21 protein-coding genes and 5 tRNA genes are annotated in these 25,212 nt (G+C 71.1%); 17 read left to right on the top strand and 9 right to left on the bottom strand.

What is annotated here, in order from left to right; all coding sequences use genetic code 11:
• Nucleotides 1-97: 97 nt before the first annotated feature.
• From ACFW9Z_RS25570 to purM, 6 genes are all read left to right on the top strand, one after another.
• Nucleotides 98-640, top strand: coding sequence for an ArsR/SmtB family transcription factor (locus ACFW9Z_RS25570; RefSeq protein WP_384644807.1), 543 nt, complete (start codon nucleotides 98-100; stop codon nucleotides 638-640).
• A gap of 29 nt (nucleotides 641-669) precedes the next feature.
• A complete protein-coding gene (locus tag ACFW9Z_RS25565) occupies nucleotides 670-1,569 on the top strand; it encodes a M23 family metallopeptidase (RefSeq protein ID WP_384644805.1) in 900 nt (299 codons plus the stop codon).
• A 37-nt stretch (nucleotides 1,570-1,606) separates the two neighbouring features.
• On the top strand, nucleotides 1,607-2,410 hold the full coding sequence (locus ACFW9Z_RS25560; protein WP_384644803.1) for a sterol carrier family protein: 804 nt from the start codon (nucleotides 1,607-1,609) through the stop codon (nucleotides 2,408-2,410).
• Between the two features lie 185 nt (nucleotides 2,411-2,595).
• On the top strand, nucleotides 2,596-3,483 hold the full coding sequence (locus ACFW9Z_RS25555; protein ID WP_384644801.1) for an META domain-containing protein: 888 nt from the start codon (nucleotides 2,596-2,598) through the stop codon (nucleotides 3,481-3,483).
• Between the two features lie 373 nt (nucleotides 3,484-3,856).
• Nucleotides 3,857-5,383 (top strand): amidophosphoribosyltransferase, encoded by a 1,527-nt coding sequence (gene purF, locus ACFW9Z_RS25550; protein ID WP_384644799.1) that lies wholly within the window; start codon nucleotides 3,857-3,859, stop codon nucleotides 5,381-5,383.
• Between the two features lie 63 nt (nucleotides 5,384-5,446).
• Complete coding sequence (gene purM / locus ACFW9Z_RS25545) at nucleotides 5,447-6,520, top strand: phosphoribosylformylglycinamidine cyclo-ligase (protein WP_384644797.1); 1,074 nt, start codon at nucleotides 5,447-5,449, stop codon at nucleotides 6,518-6,520.
• 149 nt (nucleotides 6,521-6,669) lie between these two features.
• On the opposite strand, the gene ACFW9Z_RS25540 is transcribed toward purM, so the two are convergent.
• Nucleotides 6,670-6,927, bottom strand: a complete 258-nt coding sequence (locus ACFW9Z_RS25540) for a DUF3073 domain-containing protein (RefSeq protein WP_384644795.1) — start codon at nucleotides 6,925-6,927, stop codon at nucleotides 6,670-6,672.
• Between the two features lie 324 nt (nucleotides 6,928-7,251).
• Nucleotides 7,252-8,343 carry a Leu/Phe/Val dehydrogenase gene (locus ACFW9Z_RS25535; RefSeq protein ID WP_384644793.1) on the bottom strand — a complete coding sequence of 364 codons (1,092 nt, stop codon included), beginning with the start codon at nucleotides 8,341-8,343 and terminating at the stop codon, nucleotides 7,252-7,254.
• A gap of 175 nt (nucleotides 8,344-8,518) precedes the next feature.
• Between ACFW9Z_RS25535 and ACFW9Z_RS25530 the strand changes: the two genes are divergently transcribed.
• Together ACFW9Z_RS25530 and bldC are read left to right on the top strand one after the other, a co-directional pair.
• A complete protein-coding gene (locus ACFW9Z_RS25530; protein WP_384644973.1) occupies nucleotides 8,519-9,463 on the top strand; it encodes a hypothetical protein in 945 nt (314 codons plus the stop codon).
• A 700-nt stretch (nucleotides 9,464-10,163) separates the two neighbouring features.
• Nucleotides 10,164-10,370 carry a developmental transcriptional regulator BldC gene (gene bldC, locus ACFW9Z_RS25525; protein ID WP_003949541.1) on the top strand — a complete coding sequence of 69 codons (207 nt, stop codon included), beginning with the start codon at nucleotides 10,164-10,166 and terminating at the stop codon, nucleotides 10,368-10,370.
• A gap of 705 nt (nucleotides 10,371-11,075) precedes the next feature.
• On the opposite strand, the gene ACFW9Z_RS25520 is transcribed toward bldC, so the two are convergent.
• From ACFW9Z_RS25520 to hrpA, 3 genes are all read right to left on the bottom strand, one after another.
• Entirely contained in the window at nucleotides 11,076-11,453 is a 378-nt protein-coding gene (locus ACFW9Z_RS25520) for a DUF6274 family protein (protein WP_384644791.1), read from the bottom strand.
• A 173-nt stretch (nucleotides 11,454-11,626) separates the two neighbouring features.
• Nucleotides 11,627-11,701 (bottom strand) — tRNA-Asp (locus ACFW9Z_RS25515).
• A 114-nt stretch (nucleotides 11,702-11,815) separates the two neighbouring features.
• Complete coding sequence (gene hrpA / locus ACFW9Z_RS25510; protein ID WP_384644789.1) at nucleotides 11,816-15,763, bottom strand: ATP-dependent RNA helicase HrpA; 3,948 nt, start codon at nucleotides 15,761-15,763, stop codon at nucleotides 11,816-11,818.
• A gap of 126 nt (nucleotides 15,764-15,889) precedes the next feature.
• Here hrpA and ACFW9Z_RS25505 point away from each other — a divergent pair, with 126 nt between their 5' ends.
• The 3 genes from ACFW9Z_RS25505 to ACFW9Z_RS25495 all read left to right on the top strand — a co-directional run bounded on the left by ACFW9Z_RS25505 (nucleotide 15,890) and on the right by ACFW9Z_RS25495 (nucleotide 18,148).
• Complete coding sequence (locus tag ACFW9Z_RS25505; RefSeq protein WP_384644787.1) at nucleotides 15,890-16,339, top strand: hypothetical protein; 450 nt, start codon at nucleotides 15,890-15,892, stop codon at nucleotides 16,337-16,339.
• Between the two features lie 64 nt (nucleotides 16,340-16,403).
• Nucleotides 16,404-17,297 (top strand): DsbA family protein, encoded by an 894-nt coding sequence (locus ACFW9Z_RS25500; RefSeq protein WP_384644785.1) that lies wholly within the window; start codon nucleotides 16,404-16,406, stop codon nucleotides 17,295-17,297.
• Complete coding sequence (locus ACFW9Z_RS25495) at nucleotides 17,294-18,148, top strand: cytochrome c biogenesis CcdA family protein (RefSeq protein WP_384644783.1); 855 nt, start codon at nucleotides 17,294-17,296, stop codon at nucleotides 18,146-18,148. Before ACFW9Z_RS25500 ends, ACFW9Z_RS25495 begins: the two co-directional genes overlap by 4 nt.
• A gap of 42 nt (nucleotides 18,149-18,190) precedes the next feature.
• Here ACFW9Z_RS25495 and ACFW9Z_RS25490 read toward each other — a convergent pair.
• The 4 genes from ACFW9Z_RS25490 to ACFW9Z_RS25475 form a co-directional block, all read right to left on the bottom strand.
• Nucleotides 18,191-18,264: transfer RNA gene (locus ACFW9Z_RS25490), tRNA-Phe, on the bottom strand.
• 21 nt (nucleotides 18,265-18,285) lie between these two features.
• Nucleotides 18,286-18,360 (bottom strand) — tRNA-Asp (locus tag ACFW9Z_RS25485).
• Between the two features lie 39 nt (nucleotides 18,361-18,399).
• Nucleotides 18,400-18,472 (bottom strand) — tRNA-Glu (locus ACFW9Z_RS25480).
• Nucleotides 18,473-18,552: 80 nt separating this feature from the next.
• Nucleotides 18,553-20,205 carry a metallophosphoesterase gene (locus ACFW9Z_RS25475; RefSeq protein WP_384644781.1) on the bottom strand — a complete coding sequence of 551 codons (1,653 nt, stop codon included), beginning with the start codon at nucleotides 20,203-20,205 and terminating at the stop codon, nucleotides 18,553-18,555.
• 111 nt (nucleotides 20,206-20,316) lie between these two features.
• Between ACFW9Z_RS25475 and ACFW9Z_RS25470 the strand changes: the two genes are divergently transcribed.
• The 6 genes from ACFW9Z_RS25470 to ACFW9Z_RS25445 all read left to right on the top strand — a co-directional run bounded on the left by ACFW9Z_RS25470 (nucleotide 20,317) and on the right by ACFW9Z_RS25445 (nucleotide 25,109).
• Nucleotides 20,317-20,667 carry a metallopeptidase family protein gene (locus tag ACFW9Z_RS25470; RefSeq protein ID WP_199863126.1) on the top strand — a complete coding sequence of 117 codons (351 nt, stop codon included), beginning with the start codon at nucleotides 20,317-20,319 and terminating at the stop codon, nucleotides 20,665-20,667.
• Nucleotides 20,664-21,140, top strand: a complete 477-nt coding sequence (locus ACFW9Z_RS25465) for a CrcB family protein (RefSeq protein ID WP_384644779.1) — start codon at nucleotides 20,664-20,666, stop codon at nucleotides 21,138-21,140. Before ACFW9Z_RS25470 ends, ACFW9Z_RS25465 begins: the two co-directional genes overlap by 4 nt.
• Nucleotides 21,137-21,517, top strand: coding sequence for a fluoride efflux transporter FluC (locus ACFW9Z_RS25460; RefSeq protein WP_384644777.1), 381 nt, complete (start codon nucleotides 21,137-21,139; stop codon nucleotides 21,515-21,517). Before ACFW9Z_RS25465 ends, ACFW9Z_RS25460 begins: the two co-directional genes overlap by 4 nt.
• A 391-nt stretch (nucleotides 21,518-21,908) precedes the next feature.
• The gene (locus ACFW9Z_RS25455; RefSeq protein WP_384644776.1) at nucleotides 21,909-22,493 is read left to right on the top strand and encodes a hypothetical protein; all 585 of its coding nucleotides are present in this window, start codon (nucleotides 21,909-21,911) and stop codon (nucleotides 22,491-22,493) included.
• A 228-nt stretch (nucleotides 22,494-22,721) separates the two neighbouring features.
• Nucleotides 22,722-24,818 carry a DEAD/DEAH box helicase gene (locus ACFW9Z_RS25450; protein ID WP_384644774.1) on the top strand — a complete coding sequence of 699 codons (2,097 nt, stop codon included), beginning with the start codon at nucleotides 22,722-22,724 and terminating at the stop codon, nucleotides 24,816-24,818.
• A 217-nt stretch (nucleotides 24,819-25,035) separates the two neighbouring features.
• A tRNA-Lys gene (locus ACFW9Z_RS25445) sits at nucleotides 25,036-25,109 on the top strand.
• The last annotated feature ends 103 nt before the right edge of the window (nucleotides 25,110-25,212 follow it).

Genomic DNA, 25,212 nt, shown 5'->3' with positions numbered 1-25,212 from the left:
TTTCGAAGCCCCCGACCGGGTCCTCCGGGCGGGGGCTTCGGCCTTCCCCCCCCCACACCTGTTGTCAATAATTACGTAACTACGTAAGGTTGGTGTCATGGAGCTGGAGCAGCGGGTCGCCGAGCTGGAGAGGCGGCTCACGGCGCTGGAGCGGCAGGACCGTGAGTCCCCCCGCCTGGGCGACGGCGACTTCTGGGCGTTGAACGGGCTGAAACAGCAGCTCGCCGACGTCGGGGAGGCCGGGGCCGACGGGGGAGTGCTCTTCACGGGAGCGGTCCGGCTGCCCACCGGCGAGCAGTACGAGTGGCAGTACGGCGCCTTCACCGGGACCCTCCTGGACGAGGGCGACGGAGAGGGCGAGGGCGGTGACGCGGCGCCGGACGCTCCGGCGACGGCGGATTCGCTCGCCGCGCTCGGCCACCCCGTACGGCTGCGCCTGCTCCGCGAGATCCTCGGCGGCCGCCGAACGGCCGCCGAGCTGGCCGCGCTCGACGCGGTCGGCACCACCGGCCAGATCTACCACCACCTGCGCCAGCTGACCGGCGCGGGCTGGCTCCACACGACCGGTCGCGGCCGGTACGAGGTGCCGGGCACCCGGGTGGTGCCACTGCTGGTGGTCCTGACGGCGGCGACGCCGTAGACCAACGGGAAAACAGGGGGAAACCGAACATGTCCGTCCGTACATCCGCCACACCCACCACGTCCGTCACATCCATCACATCTGTCCGCAAAGCCGTGGAGACCGCCCACCGGGTTTCCTGGGTCGTGCTGCTCGCGCTGGTGACCGCCGAGTTCTTCACCGACCTGCCCGGGCCGAGGTGGACGACCACGCTGCTGCCCGCGGGGATCGTCTCGGTCCTCCTGCTGACCGTGCTCGCGCTCCAGAGCAGGGCCGCCGCACCGAAGGGCGATCCCAGGGACCCGGTGGAGGTCGAGCCGCCGGTGACCGGCCGCTGGAGTGCGCTGAACAGCCCGGCGGACAAGACGCCGAGCCACGGGACGCACGTGTACGGGCAGACGTACGCGGTCGACATCGTGGTGGAGCCGGAGACCGGCGCCGACGAGCCTCCGGCCCGCCCGCCGTTCCGCTTCTTCTGGCCGGTGGTCCGCCGCAACCGCGACTTCCCGGCGTTCGGCGTCCCGCTGCTCGCGGTGGCCGATGCCACGGTCGTACGAGTGAGCGACGGGCAGCGTGACCACCTGAGCCGCAACTCGCTGCCGGCTTTTGTCTTCCTGATGCTCATCGAGGGCAACATCCGCATGGTCCTGGGCGCGCACCGCATCTTCGGCAACCATGTGGTCCTCGACCTCGGCGACGGTACGTACGCGGCCTACGCCCACGTCCAGCGCGGCTCGATGAAGGTGAAGGCCGGGGACACGGTCCGGGCCGGGCAGCAGATCGGGCGCGTGGGGAACTCCGGCAACAGCACCGAACCGCACCTCCACTTCCAGCTGATGGACCACCCGGACCTCGACACCGCCCGGGGCATCCCGTTCACCTGGCGGGGCGTCGGACTCCCCGGAGGCGGCGAGACGTTCAGCGTCGGGGAGCAGGTCGCACCGGTCTGACCGGGCGATGTCAGTGCTGCCGGATACGCTCGCACCCATGCCCCCGGCCAAGAAGCGCCCGCGCGCCTACGACCACCTCAGGACCCGGACGGCGGTCCTCGCCCAGTTCGCCCATGTCCGCGATGCCGTCGCCATGTTGACGCCCGATCAGCTCGCCCGGCCGACCCGGCTCGGGGGCTGGACGGTCCGCGAGCTCGCCGCGCACATGGCGATGGGCCTGGGCAGTGTGAGCCGGTCCCTGGCCCTGCCGGAGCCGCCCGGGCCCAGGCCCGGGCTCACCCTCCTGGAGTGGCCGCCCGCCACCTCCGCGTACGCGGCCCGGATCGCGGAGGACGTCGAGGAGCAGGCGGGCGCCCGCCCCGACCTCCCCGCGCTGTACGGGGAGGTGGAGGCGGGTTTCCTCGCGGACGTCCCGGCCTCCGGTGCGGGGGAGCGGCTGCTGGCCACCCGGGTCGGCTCCATGCGGCTGGCCGACTATCTGGTCACCCGGACCGTCGAGCTGGTCGTCCACACGGACGACCTGAACGAGGCACTCGGCCTGGAGATCCCGTACGACCGGCAGGCGCTGGCCGCCTGCACCCGGCTGCTGGCGGACACCCTCGCCGACCGGGCGCCCGGCGGTTCGGTGGAGGTGCGCATCCCGCCGTTCGCGGTGGTCCAGTGCATCGGCGGCCCCAAGCACACCCGGGGCACCCCGCCCAACGTCGTGGAGACCGGCGCGCTGACCTGGGTCCGGCTCGCCACCGGGCGTACGGAGTGGGCGCGGGCCCTGGCGGACGCCGAGGTCAGCGCGAGCGGCGAGCGCGCCGACCTGGCGGAGCTGCTGCCCCTGCTGGGCTGAGCCGGTCCGCCGCCCCTCGGCGTAAGGCCCCGCCCTCGGGGTAACGGCCCCGCTCCTCGGCGTAACGGCCCCGCTCCTCGGCGTAACGGCCCCGCCCCTCGGCGTACCGGTCGTCCGTCCCTTGGCGTAACGGACGGAACCGGATCGGGGGCCCGTTCCGTCACATCGCCATGCACACACAACGTATGGCTGTCAGCGTCAGCGTCCTGGCCCTCCTCACCCTCGCCGCCTGCGGTACGGAGTCGGGTTCCGGCTCCGGCTCCGGCTCCGGCTCCGGTGACGGCGGCAGCGACACCGTGCAGAGCGATGTCCCCGTCACGGGGGTGGCGTGGCGCGTCGACTCCCTGACCGTCGGGGGGAAGAAGACCGAGGCCCCCGAGGGCTCCCGGCTGGAGATCGACCCGAAGGGCCGGGCCACGGCCTATTTCGGCTGCAACCACATCGGCGCCCAGGCCCGGGTGGCGGGCGACCGGATCACCCTGAGCGAGCAGGGGTACACGCAGATGGCGTGCGGGAAGACCGTCGACGCGTTCGAGGAGGCCGCCGTCGGCGCGCTCGACGGCGAACTCATCGCGAAGCTCTCCGGCGAGAAGCTCACCCTCACCACCGGGAGCGGCGACACCTTCGCGCTCCGCGAGGAGCCGACGGCCGACCTGGTGGGCATCCGGTGGGCGGTGGAGACCCTGATCAGCGGCGAGACCGCGACCGCCGTCCCGGCCGATCTGCCGAAGGACCGGGTGCCCCACCTGACCTTCGCCGAGGACGGCACGGTCCAGGGGAACTACGGCTGCAACTCCTTCGGCGGCAAGGCGGAGGTCAAGGGCTCCACGATCACCTTCGGGCCGCAGATGGGCACCAAGAAGCTGTGCCCGGAGGCGGAGATGGAGACGGAGCGCGCGGTCCTCGCGGCCCTGGACGGCCCGGCGACGTACACGATCAGGGGCCGCACGCTCACCATCACCGCGGACGACGGCAAGGGCATCGGCGCCACTGCCACACCGGAGAAGACCGACGAGGGCACCGGGACCACCGGGAGCACCGGAACCACCGAGGACCCCCAGGAGCACGGGTGACCCGCCGACAAGCCGGGTGAACCCCTTCCCGGCGTGAGACACCGGTGTGAGGCTCACCACGAAACGAGCGTTCGGCCGACGGCGGGAGCGGGCCCGGGGCAGGTTCACCGAGCGCCACGGCCGGACGGTCGCCGCCCGCCCGTCACCAACAGCCCCTACCGGCCGGTAACCGGCCTCTCGGCCCGGCAGTGAGCCCCGCGTCCGCTCCTCGGAGCCCGTAACGCCTGCCCGGTCGTCACCCACCGTGACCGGCCGAAGTCCCGCGAATCGCCCGCCCGGCGCGGCGGGCGGAGCCGTTCCCCGTGCTCCGCCCCGGCTTTGCCGACCGGTCCCCAATTCGGACCAGTGGTCGATCTCGCCTACACTCGGTGCCGTGCCCCGTGGTGATGGACGACTCAACCACGACCTGCTCCCCGGAGAGAAAGGCCCCCAGGACGCTTGTGGCGTCTTCGGTGTCTGGGCTCCGGGTGAAGAGGTCGCCAAGCTCACCTATTTCGGACTGTATGCCCTGCAGCACCGCGGACAGGAATCCGCGGGCATCGCAGTGAGCAACGGGTCCCAGATCCTGGTCTTCAAGGACATGGGACTGGTCTCGCAGGTCTTCGACGAAACTTCTCTGGGTTCCCTCCAGGGCCATATCGCGGTCGGTCATGCCCGCTACTCCACCACCGGTGCCTCGGTGTGGGAGAACGCGCAGCCGACGTTCCGTGCCACCGCGCACGGCTCGATCGCCCTCGGTCACAACGGGAACCTGGTCAACACGGCCCAGCTCGCGGAGATGGTCGCCGACCTCCCCCGCAAGGACGGCCGGGCGACCCAGGTCGCCGCGACCAACGACACCGACCTGGTGACCGCGCTGCTCGCCGGGCAGCGCGACGAGAACGACAAGCCGCTGACCATCGAGGAAGCCGCCGCCAAGGTGCTCCCCGACGTCAAGGGCGCGTTCTCGCTCGTCTTCATGGACGAGCACACCCTCTACGCCGCCCGCGACCCGCAGGGCATCCGCCCGCTGGTGCTGGGCCGTCTTGAGCGCGGCTGGGTGGTCGCGTCCGAGTCCGCCGCACTCGACATCTGCGGCGCCAGCTACGTACGCGAGATCGAGCCGGGCGAGCTCATCGCCATCGACGAGAACGGTCTGCGCACCTCCCGCTTCGCAGAAGCGAAGCCCAAGGGCTGTGTCTTCGAGTACGTCTACCTGGCCCGTCCCGACACCGACATCGCCGGCCGGAACGTCTACCTCTCCCGGGTGGAGATGGGCCGCCGACTGGCCGCCGAGGCCCCCGTCGAGGCGGATCTGGTCATAGCGACCCCGGAATCCGGCACCCCCGCCGCGATCGGGTACGCGGAGGCCAGCGGTATCCCGTTCGGCGCCGGACTGGTGAAGAACGCCTACGTCGGCCGGACCTTCATCCAGCCCTCGCAGACCATCCGCCAGCTCGGTATCCGGCTCAAGCTGAACCCGCTGAAGGAAGTCATCAAGGGCAAGCGCCTGGTGGTCGTCGACGACTCGATCGTCCGCGGCAACACCCAGCGCGCCCTGGTCCGGATGCTCCGCGAGGCCGGTGCGGCCGAGATCCACATCCGGATCTCCTCGCCGCCGGTGAAGTGGCCCTGCTTCTTCGGGATCGACTTCGCGACCCGCGCCGAGCTGATCGCCAACGGCATGACCGTCGACGAGATCTGCACCTCGATGGGGGCCGACTCCCTCTCGTACATCTCGATCGACGCGATGATCGAGGCGACGACGATCGACAAGCCCAACCTGTGCCGCGCCTGCTTCGACGGTGAGTACCCGATGGAGCTGCCGGACCCGGAGCTGCTCGGCAAGCAGCTGCTGGAGACCGAGCTGGCGGCAGGGCCGGCGGCCACCGCCGCGGCCGACGCGCTGCGCCGTCCGTGACCCGGACCGGTTCCGCGCCCCTTCCTCCCCAGCCCCGTATCTCCACACGAAAGATCCCAGGCCATGTCTGAGACAACAGGTGCCTCCTACGCGGCGGCCGGCGTCGACATCGAAGCCGGCGACCGCGCCGTCGAGCTGATGAAGGAGTGGGTGAAGAAGACGCAGCGCCCCGAGGTCGCGGGCCTCGGCGGGCTCGGCGGCTTCGCCGGCCTCTTCGACGCCTCGGCGCTCAAGCGGTACGAGCGTCCGCTCCTCGCCTCCGCCACCGACGGTGTCGGGACCAAGGTGGACCTGGCGCGTCAGATGGGCGTGTACGACACCATCGGCCACGACCTCGTCGGCATGGTCGTGGACGACCTCGTCGTCTGCGGGGCCGAGCCGCTCTTCATGACCGACTACATCTGCGTCGGCAAGGTGCACCCCGAGCGTGTCGCGGCGATCGTGAAGGGCATCGCGGAGGGCTGCGTCCTCGCGGGCTGCGCCCTGGTCGGCGGCGAGACCGCCGAACACCCGGGTCTGCTCGGCCCGGACGACTTCGATGTGGCCGGTGCCGGTACGGGCGTGGTCGAGGCCGACCGGCTGCTGGGCCCGGACCGTATCCGCACGGGTGACGCGGTCATCGCGATGGCGTCCTCCGGTCTTCACTCGAACGGGTACTCACTGGTCCGCCACGTGGTCTTCGACCGGGCCGGCTGGACGCTGGACCGCGAGATCGAGGAGTTCGGCCGGACGCTCGGCGAGGAGCTCCTGGAGCCCACCCGGATCTACTCGCTGGACTGCCTGGCCCTCACCCGGACGACCGAGGTGCACGGCTTCAGCCACGTCACCGGCGGCGGCCTGGCCAACAACCTGGCCCGGGTCATCCCGGACGGGCTGCACGCCACCGTGGACCGCTCCACCTGGACGCCCGGCGCGGTCTTCGACCTCGTTGGCAAGGCCGGTCAGGTCGAGCAGCTGGAGCTGGAGAAGACGCTGAACATGGGCGTCGGCATGATCGCGATCGTCCCGGCCGACTCGGTGGACGCCGCCCTGACGACGCTGGCCGACCGCGGGGTCGACTCCTGGGTCGCCGGGGAGATCACCGAGCGCGGCGACCACACCACGGGCGCCGAGCTGACCGGCAGCTACGCACGCTGAGCAGTCGTACGCCGGTGTGTGCGCCGGGCGGGCCGAACAGGCCGAATCCGCCCGGCGCACACACCGGGGGAACCGCATCCGGACCGGATCAGGACACACAGAACCCGGCCCGGGGCAGGCCCGGACCGGGTTGATGTGTCAGCGCGAGGTCAAGCGCCGCGGCGCTGTGACGACGGACCGGACTGATCGTCCTGATCCTCGTCATCGTCCTTGTTGTAGCGATCCGCGTACTGTGCGTACGGGTCATCTTCCTCGTCGTCGTCCTCGAACGGCTCGGCGTTCGGTGGCTGACTCGAAGGCGATGCGCCCAGCTCATTGGCCAGACGCGACAGGTCCGTCCCGCCAGTGCTGTACTTCAGCTGGCGGGCGACCTTGGTCTGCTTGGCCTTTGCCCGGCCGCGCCCCATGGCTCGACCCCCTCGGTGACGGGGCTCGACGGCCCCAGAGTCTTGACACGCGTTCATGTTTCAGGACGGACTCTCGACAGAGAGACCGCGCCCGTAGGGCTTTAACGGTACCTGCTTCCGTGGCCATACGGTACGCCGCCCGCGTCTTGCGCCCCGGTGCAGGGCCAGTGAGGAGCCCCGTCCCCGCTGGTCAACTGCGATTTTAACCTCTTCTGCGCGGACGACCCGCCGACCGGCGTGAGTCTTGTCTCCCGCCGGCCGCCGGGCCGCCCGTCCGCGTGGGCGGCCGGGTCGCGCGCCGCCCGTCCGCGTCAGCCGTGCGCGTCAGCGGTTGCGCGCCTCCGCCATCCGCTGCTCGGCGATCCGGTCGGCCGCCGCGGCGGGCGGAATCCCGTCCGCCTTCGCACGTGCGAATATTTCCAGCGTGGTGTCGAAGATCTTCGTCGCCTTCGCCTTGCACCGGTCGAAGTCGAACCCGTGCAGTTCGTCGGCGACCTGGATCACGCCACCGGCGTTGACCACGTAGTCGGGGGCGTAGAGAACCGACCGGTCGGCCAGGTCCTTCTCGACGCCCGGGTGGGCGAGCTGGTTGTTGGCCGCGCCGCACACCACCTTCGCCGTCAGCACCGGGACGGTCTCGTCGTTCAGGGCGCCGCCGAGCGCGCAGGGCGCGTAGATGTCCAGGCCCTCGGTGCGGATCAGGGTCTCGGTGTCGGCGACCACGGTGACCTCGGGGTGCAGATCGGTGATGCGGCGCACCGACTCCTCGCGGACGTCGGTGATCACGACCTCGGCCCCGTCGGAGAGCAGGTGCTCGACGAGGTGGTGGCCCACCTTGCCGACCCCGGCGACGCCGACCTTGCGGCCGCGCAGCGTCGGGTCGCCCCACAGGTGCTGGGCCGAGGCCCGCATGCCCTGGAAGACGCCGAAGGCGGTGAGGACGGAGGAGTCGCCGGCGCCGCCGTTCTCGGGGGAGCGGCCGGTGGTCCAGCGGCACTCCCGGGCGACCACGTCCATGTCGGCGACGTAGGTGCCGACATCGCAGGCGGTGACGTACCGGCCGCCGAGCGAGGCGACGAACCGGCCGTAGGCCAGGAGGAGTTCCTCCGTCTTGATCTTCTCGGGGTCGCCGATGATGACGGCCTTGCCGCCGCCGTGGTCGAGTCCGGCCAGGGCGTTCTTGTACGACATCCCGCGCGACAGGTTCAGCGCGTCGGCGACGGCCTCGGCCTCGGTCGCGTACGGGTAGAAGCGGGTGCCGCCGAGGCCGGGGCCCAGGGCGGTGGAGTGGAGGGCGATGACAGCCTTGAGGCCGGTGGCACGGTCCTGGCAGATGACTACTTGCTCGTGGCCCCCCTGGTCCGAGTGGAACAGGGTGTGCAGTACATCGACAGGCGCGCTGGTCACATCGGTCACTGTGGTGACTCCCAAGTACGAAGCGGCGGAAGACCCTCCTAAGGGTGGGGAGGGCCACGGACCGGCCGGCACGACGGGTCCGATGGGCAAGAGCGTAAGTCCTCCGGCGGCGCGGATCTGCCCCCGTGCGGAGGATCACCCCATGGGGGTGTACGCGCGTGGCACGATGCGCTCCATGTCGGTGGTGTCTTCAGTGGTCGTCCCTTACACGTCCTACCTCCGGGTGTACGAGCCGCTCGCCGCCTTCGCGGAGCCCGAGCGCACGCACTGGGCCCGCTATGCCGAGCGCCCGGTGCTGCCCACGGCCCAGGACGAACTGCGCCGCTCGCTGGCCGACCTGGTGCCGACCCCGCCGGTCGGAGTGCCCGTGCACGAGAGCGGTGACGCGTTCGTGGCGGAGCTCTACGGGGTGGTCTGCGTCTGCCCGTGGCGGACCCGGCTGCGGGGGTGGCTCGCCCTGGAGGAGCTGGAGGGGCCGGGGGCGGCGGGGGGAATGTTTCCGGCCAACGTGCTGGACGCTCTGCTGCCCTCGGTGGTGCGGGGCCAGGCGCGGGCGGACCACGAGCGCTGGCGGGAGCGGAACCCGGACGCGCGGCCGTGGATCCGTACGACGGTGTGGCAGGTCCCGGTGCGCTGGTTCGTCCTCTTCCGCGACGAGGAGCGGGAGTACGTGGCGGCGCCGGACGGGTCGGGCGGGGCAGCCAGGTCGGGCGGGGCGGAAGGGGCGGGCGGACCGGGTGGTCCGGAGGGCTCCGGCGGTACGGCTGCGGGTGCGGGGCCGGTGCTGCGCTACCGCACGCCGATGGTGGAGGCCCGGCGCAGGCTGGCCCGGGCCCTGCGGACGCTGCGCGAGAACGTCGCCGAAGGTCCGCTCACCGAGGGGCTGGTGGACGTGGGGCGCTGGCTGGAGGAGTTCCATCCGCACTCGCTCGTGGAGCTGGACTACGGGGGCCTGGTGCACGCGCTCTCCGCCGAGCAGCTCGCCGGGGACCGGTCGGCCGCGGACGTGGCGGAGGGGCTCGCCGCGCTGGGCAACGGCGACGGCGAGGGCGCCGGAGCGGCGTACGCGCGGCTCGCGGAGCGGTGGCGGGCGGTCCGCGACCGCCAGTTCACCAACTGACCGGCCCGTCGGCCCGCCCCGTTCACCAATTGACGTGAAAAGACCCACAGCGGCATCAACGTGACGGAACCGGGGCATCCTTCATCCAGGACGGACCGGAAGGCCGAGCGGGCGGGAAGGAGGAGGAGCCGAAGCCCGGCGAGGGAGCCGGCCGGATCGCCTGGGCTGAGCCGGCGAAGGGAAGTTGACGGGCCGTGAACCTGCGACCCGTGAGCCACGTGTGATGGGTGGGGCGGAAGAGTACGCCGTTCACCCCAGGACCTACGTCCCGAACCGGGCCTTTGCCTCAAGCGTGATGGATAGCACTAACGGGGCCCTTGCGCCTATCCCTGCTCCTCGTGCCAAAATAGGACAAGGAGTCCGGGGAGGGCTCCTTCCGTCCAAGTAAGGGCGGAATGCTCAGCATTGCACTCTATGGGGGGTCTGACGACTCCTGATCGCTCTGTGACTGATCGTCACGGTGGTGTGACTGTCCGCTATGGCATGGTCCATCGGCTTCCGTCGCTGATGAACACCTGGGAGGGCAATTCCATCGGTTTGGCCGACGCGGCTGGACGGATGGTGTAGTTGTAGTGCCGAGGACAAGCCGTTCGTCCTATAACCGACTCGGCCCGCGTCCGCCATTTCGGGCAACGCGGGTCAAGGTGCAGAATTTAGAGGAAAGAACCGAGAAGGTTCGGTTCTCCCGAGGAGGCCGCTCATGACCGCTCGCACCCCTGATGCCGAGCCGCTGCTGACCCCGGCTGAGGTTGCCACGATGTTCCGCGTGGACCCGAAGACGGTCACCCGTTGGGCCAAGGCTGGCAAGCTCACGTCCATCCGCACGCTCGGTGGACACCGCCGGTACCGCGAGGCAGAGGTCCGCGCACTGCTTGCGGGTATTCCGCAGCAGCGCAGCGAGGCCTGACACACCCCTGTCACGCAGCTCGACCAGCAGTACGCAGCATCACAACCGGGCAGCCGCCAGGTCCCCCAACCCCAGGCCGCCCCTTCATAGCTCCACTCGACGGACGCCTGCCCCAACGGGCGTCATACCTGTGTACAGGTGCGTCGTTTTTGATCGCGCTGGGCTCCGCCGGGTCCAGCGCGATCTTTTTATGCCCCGGGCCGCCGCTTTCCCGGGCCCCTGGGCTTTCTGCGGGGGCCCCGCGCTTTCCGCGCCCCCTGCGCTTTCCACGGGCCTCTGCTTTCCGTCCCGGTCCCCTGGGACGCCATCGCCCTGCCGGGGCTTCTCGTGCCCCCGTAGGCCGCTCGTACACCCTCCGAGGGGTCCTGGAGCAGACCTTTGTAACCGGGTGGTCGGTCGGCTTCCGCGTATTCCGGACCCCGTGGGCCGAAGCGCCGCCCGTCCGCCCCGACGCCGTTCGTGGGTCCTTGAGCGGGTCTGTGCGGGAGTGTGGGTGAGCGTCCCGGACTCGGTGGGACAGCCCCGGACGGAACGGTCCAGGAGAGCGTTCACCCAGGTGCAATTGCACATATTAAATTCGCCACTTGTAGGCGAGGCGTAAAGTACCCCGGTCTGAAAACTCTTTCGGTGACACCCGTCACACTGCCTGATGCTTGCCAACTACGAGCCTGCCACTGCACGGATGCGGAGTCATCCGGCCGATGGTCATGTCGAGGAGGGCCTTTGGTCCTCGCCCCCGTCCGGCGGAACGGCGGCTCGTTCCGCCTCGGCGCGACCGGCGGCCGGACTTTCGGCGCGGCGTGAGGGCTCCGCGGGGCTCCCGGCGCGGCGTGGCGGCTCCCCGGCCCCGGCGCGGCGTGAGGGCTCCTGCGGCTCGTACGGGGACCCTGGAGTCGTCGCGGACTCCCGCGCCTCCCCGCCGCCGCCCTCCCTGCCCTCCCCGCCCTCCCCGTTCTCCATGGCGAGGCGCAGCAGCCGGTGGCAGACCGGGCAGTGGCGAGTGAGGTGACCGAAGCCGGAAGCGGCCGCCAGATGGGCACGGAGCAGTGCGCGGGTCTCGTGTCGTGCTGTGGACGCGGACATACGAGCCACCTCCCGGTGAGCCCGGCCGTCCCCTGCCGTAGGAAGCGCCGAGGGAAACAGGGACAGCCTCTGCTCTACGGGGTACCGGCGGCGGAAGGAGGCGTCAAGAGTGCGAGGGGCCATCGGAACGCGAGAAAGCCCGGATCGCAATGATCCGGGCTTTCTCTTTACTGCGGTCCTGACGGGATTTGAACCCGCGGCCTCCACCTTGACAGGGTGGCGAGCACTCCAAACTGCTCCACAGGACCAGGTTTTCGCTGCTGCCTTGCGGCTTGCTGCGAAACCAGACTGTACAGGAGGTGGGAGGTCCAGGTCGACTTCACTCCTGGTGGTGACACCGTCACCGCCCCGCCCCGCCTGTCTCAGGGCGCGAGGGCGTCGATCGCCTTCACGATCCGCTTGTCCGAGACGGGGAACGCGGTGCCCAGGGCATGCGCGAAGTAGCTGACCCGCAGCTCCTCGATCATCCAGCGGACGTCCAGCACCTCCTGCGGCACCGGCCGCCCCTGCGGGAGCTGTTCGAGCAGCCACGCGTACTCGTCCTGCATCTCGTGGACCTTCGCCATCCGCGTGGTGTCCCGCTGTACGGCCGTCGGCATCTGCTGGAGCCGCCGGTCGGCCGCGACCAGGTAGCGCATCAGGTCGGGCAGTCGGCGCAGCCCCGTCGCCGTAACAAAACCGGGCGGTACGAGACGGGCCAGCTGCTCCCGTACGTCGGTGACGTTGGCGAGCAGCGTCGGGCTGGTGGTCGCCTTCAGCCGGCGCTCACAGGCCTGCCAGGCGGCCAGCACCTGCTGCACCTGGTCGATCGTGCGGACGGTCAGGTCCACCAGATCGGCGCGGACCTTGTCGTACAGCGTCCGGAACGCCTTCTCGTCCCACGCCGGGCCCCCGTGCGCGGCGATCAGCCGGTCGGCGGCGGCGGTGGCGCAGTCCTCGAAGAGGGCCTGGACCGAGCCGTGCGGATTACGGGACAGGGCCAGCTTCTGCTGGTTGGTGAGCCGGTCGGAGGCGAACTTGGCCGGGTTCACCGGGATGTTCAGCAGGATCAGCCGCCGCGTCCCGCGCCACATCGCCTGCTGCTGTTCGGCCTCGGTGTCGAAGAGGCGTACGGCGACGGTGTCGCCCTGGTCGACGAGTGCCGGATACGCCTTCACCGGCTGCCCGGCACGCCTGGTCTCGAAGACCTTGTCAAGCGTGCCGATCGTCCAGTCCGTGAGGCCGGAACGCTCGATGGACTCGCCGGAGGGCCCGGCGGTGGCCGCGGCGGCCTTGGAGAGCGCCTGGCGGGCCTTCGGGCGGAGCTGGAGCTTCAGCGCCTCCAGGTCCTTGTCCTCGGCGACCTTGCGGCGCCGCTCGTCGACGATCCGGAACGTGATCTTGAGGTGGTCCGGGACCCGGGAGAGGTCGAAGTCGTCCGCCGTGACCGGCACGCCGACCATCCGCTGGAGCTCCCGGGCCAGCGTGACCGGAAGCGGCTCCTGGAGCGGGACCGTCCGGTTCAGGAACTTGTCCGCGTAGTTCGGCGCGGGGACGTAGTGCCGACGGATCGGCTTCGGCAGCGAGCGGATCAGCTCGGTGACGACCTCCTCGCGCAGCCCCGGGATCTGCCAGTCGAAGCCCTCGGAGGTGACCTGGTTCAGCACCTGGAGCGGGATGTGGACGGTCACGCCGTCCGCGTCCGCGCCGGGCTCGAACTGGTACGTCACCTTGAACTTGAGCTTCCCCTGCCGCCAGGAGTCCGGGTAGTCGTCCTTGGTGACGGCCCCGGCCTTCTCGTTGATCAGCATGGAGCGCTCGAAGTCGAGCGCGTCCGGCTCCTCGCGCTTCTTGTGCTTCCACCACGAGTCGAAGTGCGCCCCGGAGACGATGTGCTCCGGGATGCGCTGGTCGTAGAAGTCGAAGAGCGTCTCGTCGTCCACGAGGATGTCGCGGCGCCGGGCGCGGTGCTCCAACTCCTCGACCTCGCCGAGGAGTTTGCGGTTGTCATGGAAGAACTGGTGGTGGGTGCGCCAGTCGCCCTCGACCAGGGCGTTGCGGATGAACAGGTCCCGCGAGGCCTCCTGGTCGATACGGCCGAAATTGATCTTGCGCTGGGCGATGATCGGCACCCCGTAGAGCGTGACCCGCTCGTACGCCATCACCGCCGCCTGGTCCTTCTCCCAGTGCGGCTCGCTGTAGGTGCGCTTCAGCAGGTGCTGGGCCAGCGGTTCGATCCACTCGGGCTCGACCTTGGCGTTGACCCGGGCCCAGAGCCGGGAGGTCTCCACCAGCTCCGCCGACATCACGAACCGCGGCTGCTTCTTGAAGAGCGCCGAACCGGGGAAGATCGCGAACTTGGCGCTGCGCGCGCCCAGGTACTCGTTCTTCTCGGTGTCCTTCAGCCCGATGTGCGACAGCAGCCCGGCCAGCAGCGAGACGTGTACCGCCTGCTCGGGAATGGACTCGTCGCCCTTGGGCTCCTCGACGGTGATGCCCATCTGCTTGGCGACCGTCCGCAGCTGCGCGTAGATGTCCTGCCATTCGCGGATGCGCAGGAAGTTCAGATACTCCTGCTTGCACATCCGGCGGAACGAGGACGAGCCACGCTCCTTCTGCTGCTCACGGACATAGCGCCACAGGTTCAGGTACGCCAGGAAGTCGGACGTCTCGTCCTTGAACCGGGCATGCTGCTGGTCGGCCTGCGTCTGCTTCTCCGAGGGCCGCTCGCGCGGGTCCTGGATGGAGAGCGCGGCGGCGATGACCATGACCTCGCGCGCGCAGCCGTTCTTGTCGGCCTCGATCACCATGCGGGCCAGCCGCGGGTCGACGGGCAGCTGGGAGAGCTTGCGGCCGAGCGGGGTGAGCCGCTGCCCCTTCTTCCCCTCCTGGGGGGACTTCTCGCCCTGTTCGAGCGCCCCCAGCTCCTGGAGGAGCTGCACGCCGTCGCGGATGTTGCGGTGGTCCGGCGGGTCGATGAAGGGGAACTTCTCGATGTCGCCGAGCCCGGCGGCGGTCATCTGGAGGATGACGGAGGCCAGGTTGGTCCGCAGGATCTCCGGGTCGGTGAACTCCGGCCGGGTGACGAAGTCGTCCTCGGAGTAGAGCCGGATGCAGATGCCGTCCGACGTACGGCCGCAACGGCCCTTGCGCTGGTTGGCGCTGGCCTGGGAGATCCGCTCGATCGGCAGCCGCTGGACCTTGGTGCGGTGGCTGTAGCGGGAGATACGGGCGTTGCCCGGGTCGATCACGTACTTGATGCCGGGGACGGTCAGCGAGGTCTCGGCCACGTTCGTCGCGAGGACGATACGGCGTCCCGTATGGCGCTGGAAGACGCGGTGCTGCTCGGCGTGCGAGAGGCGCGCGTAGAGGGGGAGCACCTCGGTATGTCTGAGGTTCCGCTTGTTCAGCGCGTCCGCCGTGTCCCGGATCTCCCGCTCACCGGAGAGGAAGACGAGGACGTCACCGGGGGCCTCGTGGCTCAGCTCGTCGACGGCGTCGCAGATCGCGGTGATCTGGTCGCGGTCGGAGTCCTCGCTGTCCTCCTCCAGGAGGGGCCGGTAACGGACCTCCACCGGGTACGTCCGCCCGCTGACCTCCACGATCGGCGCCTCGCCGAAGTGGCGCGCGAACCGCTCGGGGTCGATCGTCGCGGAGGTGATGACGACCTTCAGATCGGGGCGGCGCGGCAGCAGCCGGGCCAGATAGCCGAGCAGGAAGTCGATGTTCAGCGACCGCTCGTGGGCCTCGTCGATGATGATCGTGTCGTACGCCAGCAGCTCGCGGTCCGTCTGGATCTCGGCGAGCAGGATGCCGTCCGTCATCAGCTTCAGATACGTCGACTCCGGGTTCACCTGGTCGGTGAAGCGGACCTTCCAGCCGACGGTCTCGCCCAGCGGCGTCTTCAGCTCGTCCGCGACCCGCTCCGCGACCGTGCGGGCGGCGATCCGGCGGGGCTGGGTGTGCCCGATCATGCCCCGGACGCCGCGCCCCAGCTCCATACAGATCTTGGGGATCTGCGTGGTCTTCCCGGACCCCGTCTCACCGGCGACGATCACGACCTGGTGGTCGCGTATCGCCTCCAGGATCTCGTCCTTCTTCTGGGAGACCGGCAGCTCTTCCGGGTACGACAGGGCCGGCAGCCGGGCCGCGCGCGCCGCGAGCCGTTCGGCCGCCTTGCCCGCCTCGGCCGCGATCTCGTCCAGCACGGACTGGCGGGCCTCGGGCTTGCGGATGCGGCGCGCTCCTTCGAGGCGCCGGCCGAGCCGGTTCGCGTCACGGAGCGAGAGCTGTCCGAGCTGGGACTGGAGATCGGCGAAGGAAGTAGACATACGGATCCCAGGATCTCACCCGGGCGTGAGGAGTGGCGACCTCATTTCGGGCGGACTGCGTCACGTGCCACGTACCATTTCGGGCAGTCGAACGCTCAGTCTCCTCGCACGAAAGGTGCCGGTCCCGTGTCCCGTACGCAGTGGTGCTGCCTGACGGCGCTGCTCGCGATCGTGATGGGGCTGCTGTGCGGGCCGCTGGGCGCGACTCCTTCTTATGCTGACGCGGCACCCTCTGAGGGCGTCGCGATCACTGTTGGGGAGGCGGTTACGGCGACGGTCCCGGCCGCTGCGGATGCCACGGCCACCGCTGTACGGGCCGCCGCTCCGGACCCCGTCGTGGAGGCCCTCGACGCGGGCACCCCGGTCCCCGGCTGCCGGGAGCCCGGCGACCACGACAGCGAGCCCGCCGTGCCGACCCGGGCCCGTGCCGCGTACGACCAGGCCCCCGGCCTCGCCCCGTGGGGGCTGCCCGCCGCGACGGGCGCCCTGCCGGCCGAGCCGCCGCCGGGGATACGGGGCCGGGCCCCGGTCCCCGCCACACCGACCCCCGTAGAGCTCTCCGTGCTGAGGGTGTAGGCCCGGCGACCCGCCTGACCCGCACCTTCACCTCTCCTTCCGCACCACCAGCACGGAGTGCCGCATGCCCACGCCCAAGAAGTCCACGTCCAAGAAGCCCACGCCCAAGAAGTCCACGTCCGGGTCGAAGAAGCCCCTCGCCTACGGCGCCGTGATCGTCGTCGCCGCCGGTCTCCTCGGCTTCGCCTCCTACAAGGCCACCGCCCCCGGCAACACCTCCGGGAACTCTTCCGGGAACACCGCCCCCGCCGCCGAGGTCTCCGCCGATCCGCAGGAGGGCGTCTACCCGGAGCTCGCGAAGCTGGCCCGCCGTGACGCGGACGACAAGCTGGCGGTCGGCCGCGCGGACGCCCCCGTCGTCCTGATCGAGTACGCCGACTTCAAGTGCGGCTACTGCGGCAAGTTCGCCCGGGACACCGAGCCGGAACTGATCGAGGAGTACGTGGAGGACGGCACCCTGCGCATCGAGTGGCGCAACTTCCCGATCTTCGGCGAGGAGTCCGAGAACGCCGCGCGGGGCGCCTGGGCCGCCGGGCAGCAGGACCGCTTCTGGGAGTTCCACGCGGCCGCCTACGCCGAAGGGGCGAAGGAGAAGGGGTTCGGCAAGGACCGGGTCAAGGCCCTCGCGCAGGAGGCCGGGGTCAAGGACCTGGCCCGGTTCATGAAGGACCTGGACGGCCCGGACGCCCGCGCGGCCGTGGCGAAGGACCAGGAGCAGGCGTACGGGATCGGCGCCACGTCCACCCCGTCGTTCCTGATCAACGGCCGCCCGATCGCGGGGGCCCAGCCCAAGGAGACGTTCACCCGGGCCATCGAGGCGGCGGCGGAGCAGGCGAAGACCACCGGCAAGGCGGGAAGCGACGCGTCCGGGGCCTCCGAGGGCGCGGCGGACTCCAAGGGCTCCGGGGCCTCCGAGACCATCAAGGACTCCGAGACCACCGAGGACTCCGCCAAGTGACGGCGGACATCGGCTACTTCGCCGCCTTCCTCGGCGGGCTGCTCGCCCTGGTCAGCCCGTGCAGCGCGCTGCTGCTCCCGGCCTTCTTCGCGTACTCCATCGACTCCACCTCGCGCCTGCTCGCCCGTACCGGCATCTTCTACGCCGGGCTCGCCACCACCCTCGTACCGCTCGGGGCGGCGGGCTCGTACGCGGGCAGGCTCTTCTACGGCCACCGGGACGCCCTGGTCACGGGTGCGGGCTGGCTGATCATCGCGCTCGGCGTCGCGCAGATCGTCGGCCTGGGCTTCGCGTCGAAGCGGATCGCGGAGATCAGCGGCCGCATCCGCCCCACCACCGCGTTCTCCGTCTACGCCCTGGGCGCGGTCTACGGCCTCGCGGGCTTCTGCGCGGGCCCGATCCTCGGCAGCGTCCTCACCGTGGCGGCGGTCAGCGGCAGCCCGGTCTACGGGGGCCTGCTGCTCGCGGTCTACGCGCTCGGGATGGCGGTCCCCCTCTTCGTACTCGCTCTGCTCTGGGAGCGGTTCGACCTGGGCCGCCGCACCTGGCTGCGCGGCAAGGCCGTCCGGCTCGGCGGCAGATTCCAGCTGCACACGACCTCGCTGCTCTCGGGCCTGTTCTTCATCGGCCTGGGCGTGCTCTTCCTCGCGTACGACGGAACGACCGCGCTCCCCGGCCTCCTCGGGGTCGACGCCTCGTTCGCGGTGGAGCAGTGGGCGCAGAGGCTCGGCGAACGGGTGTCGGACGCGGTGCTGCTGGGGGCCGTGGTGCTGGTGGTGCTGCTGGTTCTCGGCGTACGGGCCTGGCGGCGGCGCGAGCCGGCGGTCGAGGAGGCCGCCGAGAAGGGGTGAGAACGGCGAAGGCCCCGTCCAGCGGACGGGGCCTTCGAGAGGTGGCTGGGGCCGGGATCGAACCGGCGACCTATCGCTTTTCAGGCGATCGCTCGTACCAACTGAGCTACCCAGCCACGCAGCCGCTGGGGCTGCAGCGGTCCTGACGGGATTTGAACCCGCGGCCTCCACCTTGACAGGGTGGCGAGCACTCCAAACTGCTCCACAGGACCAAGCAATGTGCGAGAACAAGTCTCGCACACGGTGAAACGTGCCCCCAACGGGATTCGAACCCGTGCTACCGCCTTGAAAGGGCGGCGTCCTGGGCCACTAGACGATGAGGGCTATTGGCCCGCCGGTTCGCTTTGCAGCGCGTCGGGGACGTCAGAAGCATATGGGATGGATGGAGCTATCGCCAAAACGGTTTAGGGCGAGGGGGTGGGCCGCCCCGGAGAGCCGGTGGGGGAGGGCGTGGGAGCCGGGGAAGTGGGGGCGTCCTTCTCGGGACCCTCCTCCGGCTTCTTCAGGTTCTCCTCCGGAAGATGGCGGCTGACCTCGGCCGTCGTCAGCCCGAGGCCACCGAGCGTGATCTCGTCCCAGGCCTGGAGGCGGCGGGTCGGACGGTCGAGGTAGAGCACCGACGCACGCACCTTCTCGGGCTTCTCGTTCTGCACCGCGCGCAGCCCGCCGCCGCCCGTGGAGCCCTCGATCTTGAGCCGCGTACCGCCCTTCATCAGTTCGTTGGTCCGGTTGTGGAAGTGGCCCGCGAGGACCAGCGGGACGGTGCCGTCGGTCTGCCGGGCGGTGTCCGGGTCGTGGGCGACCGCGATGTCGACCGGGGTGCCGGCCTGTTCCTGGTCGCGGAGGGCGGAGGCCAGGCGCATGCCCTCCAGCTCCGCGGCCGCCTTGCCGCCGACCGGCTTGGAGCGGTCCGGGGTGAACTGGGCGTCGCCGGTGCCGGCGATCCGGAGACCGGCCACGTCGACGGCCCGCCCGTCGTCGAGGACACGTACGTTCCCGAACTTCTCCAGGTACTTCTGGGTGACCATCGAGTCGTGGTTGCCGCGCACCCAGACGTAGGGCGCCCCCAGGTTGCGGATCGGGTCCAGGAAGCCGTTCTCCGCGGCCGAACCGTGGTCCATCGTGTCGCCGGAGTCGATGATCACGTCGATCTCGTACTGCTCGACGAGCGAGGCGATGATGTGCCAGGCCGCCGGGTTCAGATGGATGTCGGAGACGTGCAGGGCGCGGATGGTCCCGGGGTCCGGCTGGTAGACGGGGAGCGTGGAGGTGGCGTCGTACAGCCGGGTGACGTTGGTGACCAGGCGGGCCAGCTCCTGCTGGTAGATGTCGAACTCGGTGACGATCGAGCGGGCGTCGCCGACCAGGGAGGGCGCGCTGGAGAGCAGCCCGGAGAACTTGGGCTCCAGGACGGACTTCGGGTTCCAGGTGGCGTACGCGCTGACGCCCGAGGCGGCCAGCAGGGTCAGCGCGAGCCCGCCGGCGGCCAGGGCACGGCGCGGGCGGCGGTAGACGACGAGGCCGAGCGCGGTCGCCCCGGAGATCACGGCGACACAGGACCGTACGGCCAGCTCCCGGGTCCCGGCGGCGACATCCCGGGTGACCTCGTCCTGGAGGCCGGAGAACCGTTCCGGCTGGTCCACCAGGGCCTGGGAGCGCGCGGGGTCGAGGCGGTCCACGTCCACGTCGAGGCGGAGCGGGGCGATGTGCGAGTCCAGTTCCAGGGCGCCGAGCGGGGACACGTTGATCTTGCTGCCGCCGGTGAGGGAGGGGCGCAGGGTCATGTTGGTGTCCATGGGGCCGACCGGCGTACGGATGGACCCCACGGCGAGCAGCCCGAGCCAGGCCCCGATCACGACGACGGCGAGCATGGAGAGAGCGCGTACGTACGGCTTGGGGGCGGCGCTTCCCATGGCCGGGTCGCCGGGGGTGCGGGCGGCGGACTTCGCGGCGGACGGGGTGCGGGCGGCGGACTTCGCGGCGGACTTCGGGCGGACGAGCTGGCTGAGGCGGTGCCGGACGCGGTCGGCTGCGGCACGGAACGGGACGCGGACCATTGGGCGCGTATGCCCCGGTACGGTCCCGCCCATGCGGGAAGGGGGAGGAGAAGTGGATCAGGGCCCGCCGCCACCTGCCCGGAGCGGGCCCCCGTACGTGACAATGGCGGGGTGCTGGAGATGACGCGGGAGCAGTTCGAAGAGCTGGTGAGCCAGGCTCTTGACCGGATTCCGCCGGAGCTGATGCGGCTGATGGACAACGTGGCGGTCTTCGTCGAGGACGAACCGGAGCCCGGCGACCCCGACCTGCTCGGGCTCTACGAGGGCACGCCGCTCACCGATCGCGGTGAGTGGTACGCCGGGGTGCTGCCGGACCGGATCACCATCTACCGGGGGCCGACGCTCCGGATGTGCGAGTCCCACGAGGACGTCGTGGCCGAGACGGAGATCACCGTGGTCCACGAGATCGCCCACCACTTCGGCATCGACGACGAGCGGCTGCACGCCCTGGGCTACGGGTGAGCGAGCAGGTACCGGACGAGCCTCCGGAACCCGGCCCCCCGGCCGCCCCGCAGGCCCGCGTCCTGGGTGCGGTCGCGGCGGGCGGGGCGCTCGGCGCGCTCGCGCGGTACGGGGCCCTGGTGCTCTGGCCGGCGACCGAGGGCGGCTTCCCCTGGACGATCTTCGCGGTCAACGTGAGCGGCTGCGCCCTCATCGGCGCCCTGATGGTCCTGACCGTCGAACGGGGCCGGGTGACCCACCCGCTGGTCCGGCCGTTCCTCGGGGTCGGCGTACTCGGCGGATTCACGACCTTCTCCACGTACGCGGCCGATGTTTCCGGCCTGCTGGTGCGTCAGGAACTGGTGGTGGCGGTGGCGTACATGTTCGCGACGGTCGTGGCGGCGCTGGCGGCTGTCTGGGCGGGCGCGGTGGCGACCCGGCGGCTGCTGGACCGGGGTGCAGGGGGCGTACGGGACGGGGAGCGGGCCACGTGAACGGGCACTGGCTGCTGGTGGTGGCCGGCGGGGCGGTCGGCGCGCCCCTGCGCTATCTGACGGACCGGGCGGTGCAGGCGCACCAGGGCGCGGGGGTGGCGTACGTCTTCCCCTGGGGCACCTTCACGGCCAATGCGGCGGGCAGCCTGCTGCTCGGCCTGCTCACGGGCGCGGCGGTCTCCGCCCCGGCGCACGCCCTGCTGGCCACGGGGCTGTGCGGGGCGCTGACGACGTACTCGACGTTCTCGTACGAGACCCTGCGCCTGGCCGAGACGGGCCGCGCCTTCCTCGCCACGGCGAACGTGGTGGCGTCGCTGCTGGTGGGGCTGGGGGCGGTGTTCCTGGGGGCGGAACTGGCGGGCGGGTTCGGGGGGTAGAGGGCTTTCGGGCGGCTGGGCGGGGCCGGGTGGTCCGGGGCTGTCGTGCGCTGGGCCTGACGCGCGCTGTGGCCCGGGTCCGAGGCGAACTGTGAGCCGGGTCCTACACGCGCTGCGGGCAGGCCCCGTCACGTGCGGCGGGCAGCCCCCGACACGCGGCGCGGGCAGGCCCCCGGCACGCGCTGCGGGCCGGGCTGCCCGGGACGTCGGTGCTTCGGGCGTGTCTCCGGCGGGGTCCGGGGAGTTGGGCACAGCACCACGCCATCCGCGTACGGCGCGCTCGCGCCCGTACGGCTCGCTCCGCCCCTCCCGCTCCCTTCCCTTCCCTTCCCTTCCCTTCCCTTCCCTTCCCCTCCCCGTCCCCGCTCTCCTCGCCCCGGAGGTGCCGCCCGTGCGCCACTTGTCCGTCCCTGCCCGTTGGGCAGCCGTCACCGCGCTGACGATCGCCGCGTCCACCGGCTGTATGAGCGTCGGCGAAGACGCCGCCAGGCCGGGACCCACCGCCTCCTCCGACCCGAAGGGCCGGGCTGTCGAGCCGAACGGTGAGACGGCGCCCGTGTCCGGGGGCGCAGCGCGCCGGGGCGGCGGCGACGCCCACACCCACTCCGACGCGGACTCCGACCGGAAGAACCCCAAGGGCAAGCCGAGCCCCACGGCGTCCGGCGCTGTGCCGTCGGACACACCGAAGGGCGTGCGCCCGGAACCCGGCGCTCCGCAGCCCTCGCGCCCCGGTCAGCCGCCGGCCCCGACGCCCTCCACGCCGGGCCCGGGGGAGCCGCCGCCGGTCGCTCCGGAGCCGTCGGCCCCGCCCGTTCCGGACCCGGACCCGGAACCCGAGCCGGAGCCCACCGAACCCTCCGAACCGCCCCCCTCCGCGTCGCCCGCGGCGCAGTTCCGGACCCAGGCGATGGGGGGTGCGGAGGAGGGCCGTCCGTTGCGGACGCCGGAGGCATCACCGCAGGTGGGACCGGTGTAGCGGGAGGCGGGTTGCGCAATGTGGGTGAGAGTGCGTATGGTGGTAGATCGTTTGATCCCATTGCCCGGCGCCGACACAGAAGAGCGCCGTGTGGCGCGTACTCTCCCTTGCCGTGGCTGGACCGCATTGAGGCGGTCGAAATTGCGAATCACGGAGTTACGGGCGCGTGCCGAGACTCCGGAAGGTTTCGCATTTCGCATGTCAATTTCCAGTTCTGACCGCACCGTCATGCCCGAGAACATCGACAGCGCCGAGCTCACCGAGCTCGTCGAGGCCGCTGTGACCGAGGCCCCCGCCGGCGCCACCGCCGCAGCCGAGAAGGCTCCGGTGGCCGAGAAGTCGGTCGCCGACTTCCTGGACGACACCAAGACCGCCGCTGCCTCCACCACGGAGGACAAGCCGGCCAAGGCTTCGGCCGAGAAGGCCGACGAGGCCGACGAGACCGACACGGCCCCCGAGGCGGAGGCCGAGATCGAGGCCGACGCCGAGCCGACCATCACCTTCGGCGACCTGGGCCTGCCCGACGGCATCGTCCGCAAGCTCGCGCAGAACGGTGTGACCGCCCCCTTCCCGATCCAGGCGGCGACCATCCCGGACGCCCTGGCCGGCAAGGACATCCTCGGCCGCGGCCGTACGGGCTCCGGCAAGACGCTCTCCTTCGGCCTGCCGCTGCTGGCCTCGCTCTCCGGTGGCAACACCGAGAAGAAGAAGCCGCGCGGCATCATCCTCACCCCGACCCGTGAGCTCGCGATGCAGGTCGCGGACGCGCTGCAGCCGTACGGCGACGTGCTCGGCCTCAAGATGAAGGTCGTCTGCGGCGGTACGTCGATGGGCAACCAGATCTACGCGCTGGAGCGCGGTGTCGACGTCCTCGTCGCCACCCCGGGCCGCCTGCGCGACATCATCAACCGCGGCGCCTGCTCGCTGGAGAACGTCCAGGTGGCCGTCCTCGACGAGGCCGACCAGATGTCCGACCTGGGCTTCCTGCCCGAGGTCACCGAGCTGCTCGACCAGATCCCCGGTGGCGGTCAGCGGATGCTCTTCTCCGCCACCATGGAGAACGAGATCGGCACGCTGGTCAAGCGCTACCTCTCCAACCCGGTGACGCACGAGGTCGACAGCGCCCAGGGCAACGTCACGACCATGTCGCACCACGTCCTCGTCGTGAAGCCGAAGGACAAGGCGCCGGTCACGGCCGCCATCGCCGCCCGCAAGGGCCGCACGATCATCTTCGTCCGCACCCAGCTGGGCGCCGACCGCATCGCCGAGCAGCTCATCGAGTCCGGCGTGAAGGCCGACGCGCTGCACGGCGGCATGACCCAGGGCGCCCGTACGCGGGTCCTGGAGGACTTCAAGAAGGGTTACGTCAACGCGCTCGTCGCGACCGACGTGGCCGCCCGGGGCATCCACGTGGACGGCATCGACCTGGTCCTGAACGTGGACCCGGCCGGTGACCACAAGGACTACCTGCACCGCTCGGGCCGTACCGCCCGTGCCGGCAAGTCCGGTGTGGTCGTCTCGCTGGCTCTGCCGCACCAGCGCCGTCAGATCTTCCGCCTGATGGAGGACGCGGGCGTCGACGCCTCGCGCCACATCGTCCAGGGCGCGGGCGTCTTCGAGCCGGAGGTCGCCGAGATCACCGGCGCCCGTTCGCTCACCGAGGTCCAGGCCGACTCCGCGAACAACGCCGCCAAGCAGGCCGAGCGCGAGGCCGCCGACCTGACGAAGCAGCTGGAGCGCGTCCAGCGCCGCGCCGTCGAGCTCCGCGAGGAGGCCGACCGCCTGGTCGCCCGTGCCGCGCGCGAGCGGGGCGACGACCCGGAGGCAGCGGTGGCCGAGGTCGCCGCCGAGGCGGAGGCCGCCCTGGTGGCCGCCATCTCCGTCCCCGAGCAGCCGGCCGCCCGCGACGAGCAGCGCCGCGACGAGCGGGGCAACTACGAGCGCCGCGACAACCGCGGTGGCGACCGCGGCGGCTACCGAGGCGGCAACGACCGCCGCGACGACCGCCCGTCCGGTGGCTTCCGCTCCGGTGGCGACCGTCGTGACGACCGTGGTGGCCGTCCGTTCGAGCGCCGGGACAACGACCGTCCGTCGTTCAACCGCGACCGCCGCGACGACCGCCCCTCCGGCGGCTTCCGCTCCGGCGGCAGCGACCGCCCGTTCAACCGTGACCGTCGCGACGACCGCCCCGCGGGCGGCTTCCGCTCGGGTGGCAGCGACCGCCCGACCGGCCGTCGTGACGACCACCGCGGCGCCAACACCGGCACCAACACCGGTTCCTTCGGCCGCCGCGACGACAAGCCGCGCTGGAAGCGCAACGGCTGACCCCGCACCGGCCGACCCCCGGCCGGGCAGGCCCGCCTGACAGACCGGCAGGGCCCGTACGCCACCGAACCGACTCGGTGACGTACGGGCCCTGTTGCTGTCCCCCGGGGGAGCGAACCGGTGCGAAAGGGACGCGCTGGGCGCGTGACAGGGCCCGACACCGATACCGGATCGGCTGCCGGGACCGGGCGGGCTATGCTCGGGGGTGATGTTGCAGGGGCCGTTAGCTCAATTGGTCAGAGCAGCGGACTTTTAATCCGTTGGTTGTGGGTTCGAGTCCCACACGGCCTACCGGCAGCAGGGGAGGGGTGACCCTCTGGCCTGTGGTGGAGTGCCCCGACCGGTTCCGACCGGTCGGGGCACTGCGCTGTTCGGGGCCCTGTGCGTGAGCGGG

Origin of the sequence: Streptomyces sp. NPDC059452 (assembly GCF_042750035.1) — a bacterium.
GTDB lineage: Bacteria > Actinomycetota > Actinomycetes > Streptomycetales > Streptomycetaceae > Streptomyces.
This window is presented reverse-complemented; position numbering and strand designations above follow the sequence as displayed.